Source organism: Ornithinibacillus sp. FSL M8-0202 (genome assembly GCF_037975285.1).
GTDB lineage: Bacteria > Bacillota > Bacilli > Bacillales > Amphibacillaceae > Ornithinibacillus > Ornithinibacillus massiliensis.
The window spans coordinates 40,538-53,248 of record NZ_CP150248.1; the positions used below are offsets into that span (position 1 = coordinate 40,538).

Annotated in this window: 16 protein-coding genes; all 16 read right to left on the minus strand. The window is 37.0% G+C overall.

The annotated features are described in order from the left end of the window. Positions 1-85: 85 nt before the first annotated feature. The 16 genes from sucD to ftsY all read right to left on the minus strand — a co-directional run bounded on the left by sucD (position 86) and on the right by ftsY (position 12,705). Entirely contained in the window at positions 86-988 is a 903-nt protein-coding gene (gene sucD / locus MKY78_RS00230) for a succinate--CoA ligase subunit alpha (RefSeq protein ID WP_339215346.1), read from the minus strand. 54 nt (positions 989-1,042) lie between these two features. After that, entirely contained in the window at positions 1,043-2,209 is a 1,167-nt protein-coding gene (gene sucC, locus MKY78_RS00235) for an ADP-forming succinate--CoA ligase subunit beta (protein ID WP_339215348.1), read from the minus strand. 94 nt (positions 2,210-2,303) lie between these two features. Next, positions 2,304-2,582 (minus strand): EscU/YscU/HrcU family type III secretion system export apparatus switch protein, encoded by a 279-nt coding sequence (locus tag MKY78_RS00240; RefSeq protein ID WP_339215349.1) that lies wholly within the window; start codon positions 2,580-2,582, stop codon positions 2,304-2,306. After that, entirely contained in the window at positions 2,579-4,297 is a 1,719-nt protein-coding gene (locus MKY78_RS00245; protein ID WP_339215350.1) for a hypothetical protein, read from the minus strand. The genes MKY78_RS00240 and MKY78_RS00245 overlap by 4 nt, the downstream gene beginning before the upstream one ends. Before the next feature lie 9 nt (positions 4,298-4,306). Next, on the minus strand, positions 4,307-5,077 hold the full coding sequence (locus tag MKY78_RS00250; RefSeq protein WP_339215351.1) for a ribonuclease HII: 771 nt from the start codon (positions 5,075-5,077) through the stop codon (positions 4,307-4,309). Positions 5,078-5,156: 79 nt separating this feature from the next. Further along, the gene (ylqF, locus tag MKY78_RS00255; RefSeq protein WP_339215352.1) at positions 5,157-6,011 is read right to left on the minus strand and encodes a ribosome biogenesis GTPase YlqF; all 855 of its coding nucleotides are present in this window, start codon (positions 6,009-6,011) and stop codon (positions 5,157-5,159) included. A 7-nt stretch (positions 6,012-6,018) separates the two neighbouring features. Continuing rightward, on the minus strand, positions 6,019-6,561 hold the full coding sequence (gene lepB, locus MKY78_RS00260; protein ID WP_339215354.1) for a signal peptidase I: 543 nt from the start codon (positions 6,559-6,561) through the stop codon (positions 6,019-6,021). Between the two features lie 133 nt (positions 6,562-6,694). Beyond that, complete coding sequence (gene rplS, locus MKY78_RS00265; protein WP_339217987.1) at positions 6,695-7,039, minus strand: 50S ribosomal protein L19; 345 nt, start codon at positions 7,037-7,039, stop codon at positions 6,695-6,697. Between the two features lie 315 nt (positions 7,040-7,354). Continuing rightward, on the minus strand, positions 7,355-8,083 hold the full coding sequence (gene trmD / locus MKY78_RS00270; RefSeq protein WP_339215355.1) for a tRNA (guanosine(37)-N1)-methyltransferase TrmD: 729 nt from the start codon (positions 8,081-8,083) through the stop codon (positions 7,355-7,357). Further along, positions 8,083-8,598, minus strand: coding sequence for a ribosome maturation factor RimM (gene rimM / locus MKY78_RS00275; protein ID WP_339215357.1), 516 nt, complete (start codon positions 8,596-8,598; stop codon positions 8,083-8,085). The genes trmD and rimM overlap by 1 nt, the downstream gene beginning before the upstream one ends. A 15-nt stretch (positions 8,599-8,613) precedes the next feature. Continuing rightward, positions 8,614-9,003: a YlqD family protein gene (locus MKY78_RS00280; protein WP_186868651.1), complete on the minus strand. Its 390-nt coding sequence runs from the start codon at positions 9,001-9,003 to the stop codon at positions 8,614-8,616. Positions 9,004-9,289: 286 nt separating this feature from the next. Then, the gene (locus MKY78_RS00285) at positions 9,290-9,517 is read right to left on the minus strand and encodes a KH domain-containing protein (RefSeq protein ID WP_339215359.1); all 228 of its coding nucleotides are present in this window, start codon (positions 9,515-9,517) and stop codon (positions 9,290-9,292) included. A gap of 14 nt (positions 9,518-9,531) precedes the next feature. Next, positions 9,532-9,804, minus strand: coding sequence for a 30S ribosomal protein S16 (gene rpsP / locus MKY78_RS00290; protein ID WP_186868649.1), 273 nt, complete (start codon positions 9,802-9,804; stop codon positions 9,532-9,534). A 133-nt stretch (positions 9,805-9,937) separates the two neighbouring features. Then, on the minus strand, positions 9,938-11,287 hold the full coding sequence (gene ffh / locus MKY78_RS00295) for a signal recognition particle protein (protein ID WP_339215361.1): 1,350 nt from the start codon (positions 11,285-11,287) through the stop codon (positions 9,938-9,940). A gap of 13 nt (positions 11,288-11,300) precedes the next feature. Further along, positions 11,301-11,627, minus strand: a complete 327-nt coding sequence (locus tag MKY78_RS00300) for a putative DNA-binding protein (RefSeq protein WP_339215363.1) — start codon at positions 11,625-11,627, stop codon at positions 11,301-11,303. Positions 11,628-11,706: 79 nt separating this feature from the next. Next, positions 11,707-12,705: a signal recognition particle-docking protein FtsY gene (gene ftsY, locus MKY78_RS00305; protein WP_339215365.1), complete on the minus strand. Its 999-nt coding sequence runs from the start codon at positions 12,703-12,705 to the stop codon at positions 11,707-11,709. Positions 12,706-12,711 lie beyond the last annotated feature (6 nt).

Consider the following 12,711-nt stretch of genomic DNA (forward strand, 5'->3'; position numbering starts at 1 on the left):
ATAATCACAGAAGTTCCCTCTTGTTAGTACACAATAGGCGTTTCTGATTATCCTCTGCTAGGCCCCTGCCCCTTACCTATACAAATTAATTTGTTTTACACTTTTCTGCTAATCCTTTTTCTTGTAGAACGCGAATCATTGTTTCTCCAATTACTGCAGGTGTTTCTGCAACTTCGATTCCACATTCATTCATCACTCTGATTTTTTCATCTGCTGTACCTTTACCACCAGAAATAATCGCACCAGCATGACCCATACGTTTTCCTGGAGGTGCTGTTGCTCCACCAATGAAACCAACTACTGGCTTCGTCATGTTCGCTTTTACCCATTCAGCAGCTTCTTCTTCAGCAGTACCACCGATTTCACCAATCATGACAACTGCATAAGTTTCAGGGTCTTCATTGAATTCTTTTAATACGTCAATAAAGTTTGTACCATTAACCGGGTCTCCACCAATACCGACAGCAGTTGTTTGACCATAACCTGCTTGTGATAATTGATGTACAGCTTCATATGTTAATGTTCCAGAACGGGAAACGACACCAATATGACCTTTCGTATGAATATAACCAGGCATAATACCAATTTTCGATTCATCTGCAGTAATTACCCCTGGGCAGTTTGGTCCAATTAAACGTGTTTTCTTGCCTTCCATATAACGTTTCACTTTAACCATATCAAGTACTGGAATATGTTCCGTGATACAAATAACTAGGTCTAGCTCAGCATCTACTGCTTCCATAATAGCATCCGCTGCAAATGGTGCAGGGACATAAACAACAGAAGCTGTAGCACCTGTTGCTTCAACTGCCTCTTGAACTGTATTGTATACAGGTACACCTTCTACTTCTGTTCCACCTTTTTTCGGTGTTACTCCACCAACAATCTTTGTACCATATTCAAGCATTTGTTTTGTATGGAATCTTGCAGTACCACCAGTTATACCCTGGACAATTACTTTCGTATCTTTATTTACATATACACTCATTATAGTCCGCCCTTTCCAAAATCTAGTCTATTAATATACAAGATTTTAAATCCATTAAGCTTCTTTAACTAAGGTTACTATTTTTTCTGCACCATCAGCCATCGAGTCTGCCGGAATAATGTTCAATCCTGATTCATTGAGAATCTTCTTCCCTAAATCAACATTCGTTCCTTCAAGACGAACAACTAATGGAAGATTTAATCCAACTTGTTTAGTCGCTTCCACTACACCTTCAGCAATTACATCACATTTCATGATTCCACCGAAGATATTAACGAAAATCCCTTTTACATTTTTGTCAGATAGAATAATCTTAAATGCTTCTGTAACCTTTTCTGCAGTAGCACCGCCCCCAACATCTAAGAAGTTAGCCGGTTCTCCGCCGTAATGCTTAATGATGTCCATCGTAGACATAGCTAGACCAGCACCATTAACCATACAACCAATGTTACCATCTAGTGCAACATAACTAAGGTCATATTTGGATGCTTCAATTTCTTTTTCATCTTCTTCATCTAAATCACGATATTCAAGCACATCTTTTTGACGGTATAATGCGTTATCATCAAAGTTCAATTTAGCATCAAGTGCTAACACCTCTCCATCCCCAGTAGTAACTAGTGGGTTAATTTCTGCAATGGAGCAATCTTTCTCAACAAATGCTTGGTATAGTCCAGTCATAAATTTAACTGCTTTCCCTAGCAATTCATCAGGAATATTCATATTAAATGCTAGTCTACGAGCTTGGTAAGGCATTAGCCCAACAACAGGATCTATCACTTCTTTAAAGATCTTTTCTGGAGTAGCAGCTGCCACTTCCTCAATCTCTGTACCACCTTCTTCAGATCCCATCATCACAACACGAGAAGTAGCACGGTCAAGAACAACACCGATGTAATATTCTTTCTTAATATCACATCCTTCTTCAATAAGTAAACGCTTAACTTCTTTTCCTTCTGGACCTGTTTGGTGAGTTACTAATGTTTTACCAAGAATTTCTTCAGCGTATGTACGTACTTCATCTAAATTCTTTGCAACCTTAACTCCACCAGCTTTTCCACGTCCACCAGCATGAATTTGTGCTTTTACTACAGTAACGGATGTACCTAATTTTTCAGCTGCCTCTACAGCCTCATCTACCGTATATGCAACATATCCATTAGGAACCTTTACACCAAAACTCTGTAAAACTTCTTTCCCTTGATACTCATGAATATTCATTCTTTGTCCTCCCATCAAAAGTCACTGCAGTTTTATTGTATTAAAAAACAGAAAATTGCACAAGAAAAGAGCCAACTTTTGTCGTAAAATATTTTTAATTATTTTCTTGCTCTAGCTTTTGGTCAGCCCTGTATATAAATGCAAACACTTCTGCTACTGCCTGATATAATTCCTCTGGTACTTTTTCATTAATATCTAGCTCCGACAGTAGTTCAACTAATGTCTTATCCTCCATAATGGGTATATGATTCTCATTCGCAATCTTAATAATGTTATCCGCAACTAATCCTTTTCCAGTGGCACTTACGCGTGGAGAGTGCGACTTTTCTTGCTCATAGCTTAAAGCTACAGCCTTTTTTCTTATCTGATTCATATACGAAAATCAACTCCTTGGTAGGAAGCTTGTTGTTTAGTTTGGTATGTTGGATTACTATTCTTCGCCATCTTCTCTTGATTCGTTAACGGCTTAACCGATACATTGGAAAGATAGTACTCGAGCTTCTCTAGTCCCTCCTTTAGTAACGGTTTTAGTGACTGCGTAATCCCTTCTATCGGTTGATCGTTTAATACCGTTATGGAGATTGACCGTTTTTGAATATTCATATCAATCACCGTTTGATCCAAGTTGGCTAGTTCCAAAAAGAACACAATTCGACAATAATCAGGATTAATCTCACCAGCTTCCGTTTTCTTCCCTTCAAAGTTTAGCGCAATATCACTATCTAAGCCGATTCTACCACCTGGTAATAAGAGATTAGCCTGTATCATTTTATCGGTTTCACTGTATGATTGTAGCTGTATACCATTTATCACATGTAATAGCTTAGTTCCTTGCTCCTGGATCGTACCATCACTTGATTGGATAAGCTGTAATAACATTCCTTTAAACGAATTGCTTGGATTCGTTTCATCCTTCAAAATAGCTTTTTCATATTGTATTCCCATGTCCTCCAGGATCGTCTTTGTCTGTTGAACAAAAGATTCCTTTATGAAATGATGTAAAAATGAATCCAGTTTCGAATAATTTTCTTGGTTACTTAATGTTACTAAATGGTGGAGTAAAGCTCGCAATGATTGAGGGTGATTACGTAATTCCCCCTGCTTCGGTGGGAATGGAAGAGTACTTAGCTCCACTTCTCGCTTCAAGTTAACAATATTATCTTCAGAAATCGAAACATTGCTCGTTACACTTTGCTGAAGCAGGTTCTCCCATTTAGTTAATAGAGAAGAAGCTTGCTGTTGTATTACTTCCAGCTTGGATAAGCTAGTCTGTAATTCCTTTACTGTATTTGCAGTAAACAGTTGATTCAAATTTATCAATCCGTTATCAGCATTTTGTTTTACCCGATTATTCCATATGTGAAACGGAATATCTTGATCAATCATTCCGCTTGCTTTTAAAACATAGACTAATTCTGGACTGTTTAGTAAGGGAATAATTTGTTTAACCGGTATTTGGCTCGTATTTCCGTTTAATTGATTAATCTTGGAGACTAACCCGTTATTTATATTTGGCTGGGTAGCTAAATGTTGTCGTAACTCCGAGTCTAGTGATTCAAGTTGATCGGTAAAACTTCCAAACTTGCTTGCAAATAAGGCCTGAAAAACAGAATCATTTATTGGCATACGATTTACTATCATTTCTTTTAATAATGCCTGAGCCTGTTCTTTATTACTAGCAGTCTCTAATAGAACATTAGAATGTTGTAATTGTCCTTTCTCAAATGGAATCTTTTCCTGCAGAAGAACCTGTACAAATTCCTGCATTATTCTAGTAGGCTTTATTCCCAGTTGCTGTAGTAAATGGATAATAGGCATTTCTGACCTATTAGGATTAGTAGGCGATTCTGCTATTACTTTGAGTTGGGCTACTTGTCCTAATGCTTGTACTTGAAAGTGATAGTTATTTCCTATTTCTAATGGCGCCTCTAGCTGCGCAATTAACTGCATCACTCCAAGTTGAATATGGGCTTTATTATTTGGGTAAAGCTTCAAAATTCTGCCTTGAAGTATTTGACCTATGCGAAGTGTTTGAATGGGTTCCTTACGATTAGTTAACGATTTACCTAGAACTTCTTGGATATTCACCTACATCACTCACTTTATATTCTCTTTAACTGGTGCAAATGATTTACGATGGTATGGCGATGGCCCATACTTTACTAAATTCTCCATATGTTCACGAGTTCCATATCCCATATTGGAGCGGAAATCATACATCGGAAACTCGTTATGTATTTCCTTCATCAGTCTATCACGGGTTACTTTCGCTAGCACACTAGCTGCCGCAATCGATATACTTTTTGCATCCCCCTTAATAATTGCTTCGGAGCTATAAGGTAAATCATCTAATTTAACCGCATCAATCAATACGTGATCTGGATTAGGATGCAACTGTGATAGTGCATTCTTCATCGCTAATTTAGTCGCTTCCAGAATATTAATTTGATCTATTGTTTGACTATCCATGATGGATATCCCATAGGAAATTGCTTTTTCTCGAATAACCTCATAGTATTCTTCTCGTTTAGCCTCATTCAATTGTTTTGAGTCATTGAGACCGAGTAATTTAAAACCCACGGGTAAAATAACGGCAGCGGCAACCACCGGACCTGCTAAAGGCCCCCTACCAGCTTCATCAATACCTGCTACTAATTCCTTACCAGCTTGATAGCATTTCCTTTCATATGTACACATTTCTTCATAGACCTGCTCTAGTGCTGCTTCTTTCCGTTTTCTTTTTTCATACGCTTTTATAAGTTGTTGTACACCTTTTCGTGTATCCGATTGAAGTAACATTATCTCAGCATCTGAAAGCTTGTCCTCTTGAAGCAATACTTTTATTTCATTTATCGATTGTTTCCCCATTGTAACACCTATCCTTCTTCCCTTTATATCGGCATGTACCGAAAAAAATAAAAGACATCCATCAACTTGATGTATGCCTTTATGCTTCCTCTGTTGGTCGTTCTAGTGTAATCATTCCAAGGCGACCCGTTCTTAAATCACGGATAACAATATCCGAAACCTTATCGAAATTGACATGACCACCACTTTCAAGAGCACCTCTTAGTTTACCAATTTTCATAAAAATTTCCAGCATGTCATCTTCCGTCTGCTCAATTTGATAACGCTCTTCTAATGAATTAGGGTAATATTCTTGTAAATAGTGGATAACGAAAGCCACAATATCCTGTAAAGAAAGTAATTGATCTTTTATCGTTCCAATTGCCGCTAATCGATATCCGACGGTTTGGTCTTCGAATTTAGGCCAAAGTATACCAGGCGTATCTAATAGTTCAAATTCCTTTTTCACTTTGATCCATAGCTGCTGTTTGGTTACGCCAGGTCGGTCACCTACTTTAGCAATTTTCTTATTGGCAAGTCGGTTTATTAAAGTCGATTTGCCAACATTCGGTATCCCTACTATCATCGCTCTAGCCGGCCGTGGTTTAATTCCCTTTTTCATTAATTTCTCAAGCTTTTTCTGTCCTAGTTCTTTTGCTAACTGAATAACTCGATTAATATCAGCTTTGTCATTAACATTAACTGCTAATGCTGGTATGTCACGTTCTTTAAAATAATCTATCCATTCATTCGTTACTTTCGAATCCGCTAAATCTCGTTTCATTAATAAAACCATTTTTTCTTTACTTTGTAATACTTGCTGCAGCATTGGATTTTGTGAAGAAAGTGGTGCACGGGCATCTACAAGCTCCATCACAAAATCAACGAGTTTAAGCTTTTCCTCTATTTCTCTTCTTGCTTTGGCCATATGGCCGGGAAACCATTGTATTGTCATAGCTAGTCTACTCTCCTATGAATTCAAATCTATCGAATGGCCAATAAATAACACTTGCTTTCCCAACTATTTGGTCCATTGGTATTGGACCAAGTATTCGACTATCTGTTGAGTTTGTACGGTTATCACCTAATACGAATACATATCCTTCTGGAACGGTATTATAATTACCTGTTAATTCCTCTAGCTCAAAGTCATATGTCCAGACATCCTTATCATGAAGGAAGTTTTCTTCAATAGGTTGACCATTTATATATAATATATTATCTTTATACGCTACATGCTCTCCAGGTAATGCAATAACACGTTTGATAAAATCCTTTTGGTCATTAGCATGAAATACGACAATATCAAATCGTTCTGGTTCGTTAAAGTTATACAAAAACTTATTTACAATCATTTGATCTCGATCATGTAATGTTGGCTGCATAGAAGGACCATCGACGATAATGGGTGTAAATAAAAAGGTTCTTACAAGAAAGGCTAAACCGAATGCAATCAATAGCGCTTTTAACCAATCCAGCCACTCACTTTTACCCTTTTTAGCCATAATTCAACCTCCGAAACCTACAATATTGTACTCGTTATTATCATGTAGCAGTTCTGTTTTTATTATATTATGTAAAAAGGAGCTTGAATAAAATACCAAGCTCCTTTCTAAATGCTTCTTTTGATTTCTAGTCTTATCGACGTTCTTTAATACGTGCTGCTTTTCCGCGTAGATTACGAAGATAGTAAAGTTTAGCACGACGTACGATACCGCGACGTGTAACTTCGATTTTATCAATACGAGGTGAATGTACTGGGAAAGTACGTTCTACACCTACACCATAAGAAATCTTTCTTACTGTAAATGTCTCGCTGATTCCACCGTTTTGACGTTTAATAACGACACCTTCGTATACCTGAATACGTTCACGGCTGCCTTCGACAACTTTAACGTGAACCTTCACAGTATCACCTGGGCGGAAATCAGGATGATCGTTACGAAGCTGATCTTTTGTGATTTCTTCGATTAATTTTTGCATCCTGTTCAACTCCTTCCAAACCAATGCTCTTATTTCCTATTGGTAACAGCGGAACATCGTTTATACGTACTTAATCGAACTTAAGCACAATAATTAATATATCATAATACGAGATAGACTTCAACTAGTTAATTATAAAAATAATCATGCTCCACTTACTGCCTCCAGAGTCTACTATAATAGTATATCTGGATGTTCTACTGTACGAGTAGCTTTTGGTTCATGGAAACATATTATTTACCTGTTACGAAGCGGATAGATTTTCCTTTTCCTGTATGCCTACATGAAATTTAGAGCATCGACGTCCTGTTACTTTTAGTCTTTAAATTTCTCTAGAATCTTCTTATCTTCTTCGGTTAGAGGATAATTTTCTAGTAAATCCTTTCGTCGCTCATAGGTTCTTTTCAGCGATTCAGCTTTTCGCCAGGCTTCTATTTTAGCATGGTCTCCTGAAGTAAGTACTTCTGGAACTTTCATACCTCTAAAATCAGCTGGTCTAGTATAATGTGGATGTTCGAGAAGTCCTGTCGAATAAGAATCCTGTGGTGCTGATTCTTGGTTGCCTAAGACATCTGGTAATAGTCGTACGACACTATCTACAACAACCATTGCACCTAATTCTCCACCAGTTAAAATATAATCGCCTATCGATATCTCATCCGTAACAAGATGCTCTCGAATTCGCTCATCATACCCTTCATAATGGCCACAAATAATAACTAAATGCTCCTCTTTTGCGAATTCCTCGGCTTTTTTCTGTGTATATCGCTCACCTTGAGGACACATTAAAACAACGCGTGGTTTAGCTTCTTTATCCTTTGTGACCGCTTCTACCGCATCAAATATAGGTTGTGGAGATAATACCATACCAGCTCCGCCACCGTAAGGATAATCATCTACTTTATTATGTTTGTTTTCCGTATAATCACGGAAGTTTACGAGATTATAATGAAACTTTTCTTTTTCCTGTGCTTTTTTTAAGATAGACGTATTAAATACACTTTCAATCATTTCAGGAAATAAAGTTAGAATATCAATTTGCATTAATCAAGCAATCCTTCCATAGGTTCTATCACAATTCGTTTATGGTCTACATCAATTTCCTTTACCACTTCTTCTATATATGGAATTAAAATATCTTTTCCCTTTGGTTGCTTAACGACCCATACATCATTTGCACCTGGAGCTAGTATTTCTTTCACTTTCCCGATACTTTCTTCATCCGTAGTAAATACTTCACAGCCAATAATTTCATGATAATAATATTCATTTTCATCTAATTCAGTAAGCTGGGACTCCTTGATTTTTAAGGTTGAGCCTTTATAGTGCTCGACATCATTAATATTATTTAAGCCTTTAAAATGGATTAAATCAAAACCTTTATGAATTCGGTGTCCATCAATTTCTAATTCGCGGACAACTTTTTCATTCGTAACTAAATATAGCAAGTTCCCTACCTTAAATCGATCATCAAAATCACTTACCCGAAGGACTTTTAAATCTCCACGGATACCATGTGTATTTATTATTTTTCCAACTGTAAACATTTTTTCTTCCATATCTCTCACCTGCTGCTAGTTATCTATTCTGACGACAACGCCGTCTTTAATAATAATGGCTGTTTGTTCCATAATTTCATTCCAATGCGTGCCAACCTTCACCTCAACAAGAGCTTCAACTTCCCCTTCAACAATCTCGCTTCCAATTTCTAGCATTTCCAATTGTTCTATTTTAAACTCTACTAGCTTTATTTTTTCTTTTCTATTTTTTATCTCTTGTTGGAATCGATCTTGGAATTCCTGTTTAGACAAGCTTTTTTTATTTTGTAGTTTTCGTTGTTCGAATAACAATTGTTGACACTCTTGTTCAAGTCGCATTTTATGTTTCATAAATTTTTCTTTTAAAGCTGCTTTACTTTTATCCGTGATTACTTGTTTTATGACAACCTTTTTTATGATATTCACGTTATTTCTCGCCTCAACCTTCCCTTTTATTGGTGTCCATTTGTTTGTTATCCTCTTACCATATATACTCCTAGTATTTCCCTTCGAGTATCGGTGTAATGGAACTAATCCGTGCACCTTCAAAAAGTATTTATTATTCCTAAGGCTAAAATGATTAAAGAAGCTCGTTTCTTGTGAATGTATTAGAAAAACTGTCTTTGCTTATCCTTTAAGCAAATAATGCTTGTATCGATTAGGATACACTTTCTTCCCAATCTGCTAAAAAAGGGAAAGGTTTCCCTTTCCCTCACATGATATCTAAATAGATTCGTTTATTAGCATCTGACTTAGCTGCATAAACCACTGTACGAATCGCTTTTGCAATACGTCCATTCTTACCAATTACCTTGCCGACGTCATGCTGATTAACGGTAAGATGATAAACAACCTTGCTGTCCTCTTCTTTCTCCGTCACCTTAACATCTTCAGGGTAATCAACTAATGGTGTAACAATCGACTCTATTAGGGCTTTCATGATATCACACTACTTTACTTGTTAGTTTTTTGTTCGTGGAATTTCTTCATGATGCCTTCTTTTGAGAATAAGTTACGTACTGTATCGCTTGGCTTAGCGCCTTTTGCCATCCAGTCAAGTGCTTTTGCTTCATCTATTTTAACTTCAATTGGATCAACTACAGGATTATAAGTTCCAATTTGCTCAATAGAACGTCCGTCACGAGGAGAACGAGAATCTGCTACTACAATACGATAAAAAGGATTTCTTTTAGAACCCATACGTTTTAAACGAATTTTTACTGCCATTACTTGCACCTCCATTATTATGTTCTTCACAAGAATTGATTTTATCAAAAACTTGAAAGTCTGTAAAGTGTTTTTACATTACATCTATTATAATAGTTGAAAACTACTTATAAATCAAGGGTATTTCTAAAATTTAAAACGGATTGAAAGGAAGCTTAAATCCTTTTCCTTTCTTTCCTTTTTGCATATTCGTCATTTGTTTCATCATTTTTTTCATCTCGTCAAATTGCTTTAATAGCCTGTTTACTTGAGATACAGATGTCCCAGAGCCTTTGGCAATTCTTTTCTTACGGCTGGCATTCATTATACTTGGATCCTGACGTTCTTTCTTTGTCATGGACTTAATGATTGCCTCTACATGAACAAGTTGCTTATCATCGATTTGTACATTTTTAAGCCCCTTCATTTTATTAGCTCCAGGTATCATCGCTAATAAATCATCAAGTGGACCCATTTGCTTCACTTGGCCCATCTGCTCTAAAAAGTCATCAAATGTAAAGCTTGCATTTCTCATTTTTTCTTCTAACGCTTTTGCTTGCTTTTCATCTACAGATGCTTGTGCCTTCTCAATTAGTGTTAACACATCACCCATACCTAATATACGTGATGCCATACGTTCTGGATGAAATGGCTCTAATTGATCCAGCTTTTCACCCATACCGGCAAATTTAATTGCTTTACCTGTTACTGCTCTTATGGAAAGTGCAGCACCACCACGAGTATCACCATCTAGTTTCGTTAACACAACACCGGTAACATCTAATTGGTCGTTAAAGCTCTCTGCTACATTCACAGCGTCTTGACCAGTCATTGCGTCTACAACGAGGAAGATTTCATCTGGATTAACAGCGGCTTTAATTTCATCTAATTCACCCATTAAATCCGTATCCACATGAAGTCTACCAGCCGTGTCGATCAGCACATAATCACGGTGTTCCTCTTTAGCCTTTTCAATTGCCTTCTTAGCGATGTCAACAGGATTTGCTTCTGTCCCCATAGAGAAGACCGGCATATCAAGCTGACTGCCAAGTGTTTCCAATTGTTTAATGGCAGCAGGACGATACACATCACAGGCAACTAATAATGGCGAGCGATTATGTTTTTTTCTTAATAGGTTTGCTAGTTTTCCTGTTGTCGTTGTTTTACCAGCACCCTGTAATCCAACCATCATAATGACGGTTGGTGGACGGTCACTTACGGCAATTTTACTTTGCTCTCCTCCCATAAGCTCGGTTAATTCTTCTTTCACTACCTTAATAACCTGTTGGCCAGGTGTAAGGCTCTCCATTACCTCTTGGCCTACTGCACGTTCTTTAATACGTTTAATTAAATCCTTTACCACTTTAAAATTAACATCTGCTTCCAATAGTGCTAAGCGAATTTCACGGGTCATTTCTTTAACGTCTTGTTCAGAAACTTTCCCTTTTCCGGTAATTTTCTTTATCGTACTTTGCAGGCGCTCGGCTAATCCTTCGAATGCCATAGAAGGTGTCCCCCTAATCTAATTCTTTTAATTGTTTCATATAATGATGAAGCTTATCATCTTTTATATCCGATATATAGCTTTCCATTTGCTGGATAATTTTCATTCTTTCCTCAAACTTTTCATACAGATGTAATTTTTCTTCGTAGGACTCTAGCATTGCTTCTGTCCGCTTTATATTATCATATACTGCTTGCCTGGAAACATTTGCTTCTTCTGATATTTCCCCCAACGAATAGTCCTCAAGATAGTACATTTCCATATAGCTACGTTGCTTGGGTGTCAGTAATGCTTGGTAAAAATCTAATAAATAATTCATTCTCGTCGTTTTCTCGAGCATTTCATCACCCCTTGTTAAGTGAATTACCTTTACATTTTATCTTAACGAACAGATGAACCTTTTGCAAGTAGAAGACCAATTAATCATCGTTTGATTCATCTAACATATCAGCAAACAGCCCATATACAAATGCATTTGCATCAAACTTTTGTAGGTCTTCCGCTTTTTCTCCAAGTCCTACAAACTTAACTGGTATATGAAGTTCATGCCTAATCGCAAGAACAATACCACCTTTAGCAGTTCCATCTAGTTTTGTTAGCACAATTCCACTAACATCGGTAGCTTCTGAAAAAGTCTTTGCCTGACTTAGTGCATTTTGACCTGTTGTTGCGTCCAATACTAAAAGCACTTCATGGGGAGCTCCTGGGATTTCTCTTTCTATTACGCGTTTAACCTTCGATAATTCGTTCATCAGATTGACTTTATTTTGCAGTCTACCTGCTGTATCACATAATAACACATCAACATCTCTAGATTTAGCCGCTTTTATTGCATCGAAAATAACCGCTGCTGGGTCACTTCCGGCAGATTGCTTGATTACCTCAACACCTGCACGCTCTCCCCAGACCTCTAATTGTTCAATTGCCCCTGCTCGGAATGTATCTCCCGCCGCAAGCATGACGTTTTTTCCTTCTGCCTTCAATTTATGTGCTAATTTACCAATCGAGGTTGTTTTCCCTACTCCATTAACACCAACTACTAAAACGACAGAAAGTCCTTCTTTTTGTATATTAAATGTCTCAATTTCTTGATCATCATCGCCATAATAAATATCGACTAATTTCTCTGAGATAACTTCCTTTACTTCTTCTGTATCTTTAATATTACGACGTTGTACTTCAAATTTTAGCTCATCAATTAAATCCATAACGGTCATAACACCGACATCAGCAGTGATTAAAACTTCTTCTAATTCCTCAAAAAAATCTTCATCTACCTTACGATATCGTGCTATTAAATCATTGATTCTACCAGAGAATGACTTTCTCGTTTTCTCCATTCCTTCTTTATACTTTGTCGATACTTCTTCTTGGTTATCTTGTTTAAATTTATTTTTTAACTTTTGTAAAAAGCCCATGTATAT

Bases quoted from the DNA above. Each gene is read 5' to 3' on its own strand.
- sucD (WP_339215346.1), bottom strand. From the start codon at position 988: ATGAGTGTATATGTAAATAAAGATACGAAAGTAATTGTCCAGGGTATA.
- sucC (WP_339215348.1), bottom strand. From the start codon at position 2,209: ATGAATATTCATGAGTATCAAGGGAAAGAAGTTTTACAGAGTTTTGGT.
- MKY78_RS00240 (WP_339215349.1), bottom strand. From the start codon at position 2,582: ATGAATCAGATAAGAAAAAAGGCTGTAGCTTTAAGCTATGAGCAAGAA.
- MKY78_RS00250 (WP_339215351.1), bottom strand. From the start codon at position 5,077: ATGGGGAAACAATCGATAAATGAAATAAAAGTATTGCTTCAAGAGGAC.
- ylqF (WP_339215352.1), bottom strand. From the start codon at position 6,011: ATGACAATACAATGGTTTCCCGGCCATATGGCCAAAGCAAGAAGAGAA.
- lepB (WP_339215354.1), bottom strand. From the start codon at position 6,561: ATGGCTAAAAAGGGTAAAAGTGAGTGGCTGGATTGGTTAAAAGCGCTA.
- rplS (WP_339217987.1), bottom strand. From the start codon at position 7,039: ATGCAAAAATTAATCGAAGAAATCACAAAAGATCAGCTTCGTAACGAT.
- trmD (WP_339215355.1), bottom strand. From the start codon at position 8,083: ATGCAAATTGATATTCTAACTTTATTTCCTGAAATGATTGAAAGTGTA.
- rimM (WP_339215357.1), bottom strand. From the start codon at position 8,598: ATGGAAGAAAAAATGTTTACAGTTGGAAAAATAATAAATACACATGGT.
- MKY78_RS00285 (WP_339215359.1), bottom strand. From the start codon at position 9,517: ATGAAAGCCCTAATAGAGTCGATTGTTACACCATTAGTTGATTACCCT.
- rpsP (WP_186868649.1), bottom strand. From the start codon at position 9,804: ATGGCAGTAAAAATTCGTTTAAAACGTATGGGTTCTAAAAGAAATCCT.
- ffh (WP_339215361.1), bottom strand. From the start codon at position 11,287: ATGGCATTCGAAGGATTAGCCGAGCGCCTGCAAAGTACGATAAAGAAA.
- MKY78_RS00300 (WP_339215363.1), bottom strand. From the start codon at position 11,627: ATGCTCGAGAAAACGACGAGAATGAATTATTTATTAGATTTTTACCAA.
- ftsY (WP_339215365.1), bottom strand. From the start codon at position 12,705: ATGGGCTTTTTACAAAAGTTAAAAAATAAATTTAAACAAGATAACCAA.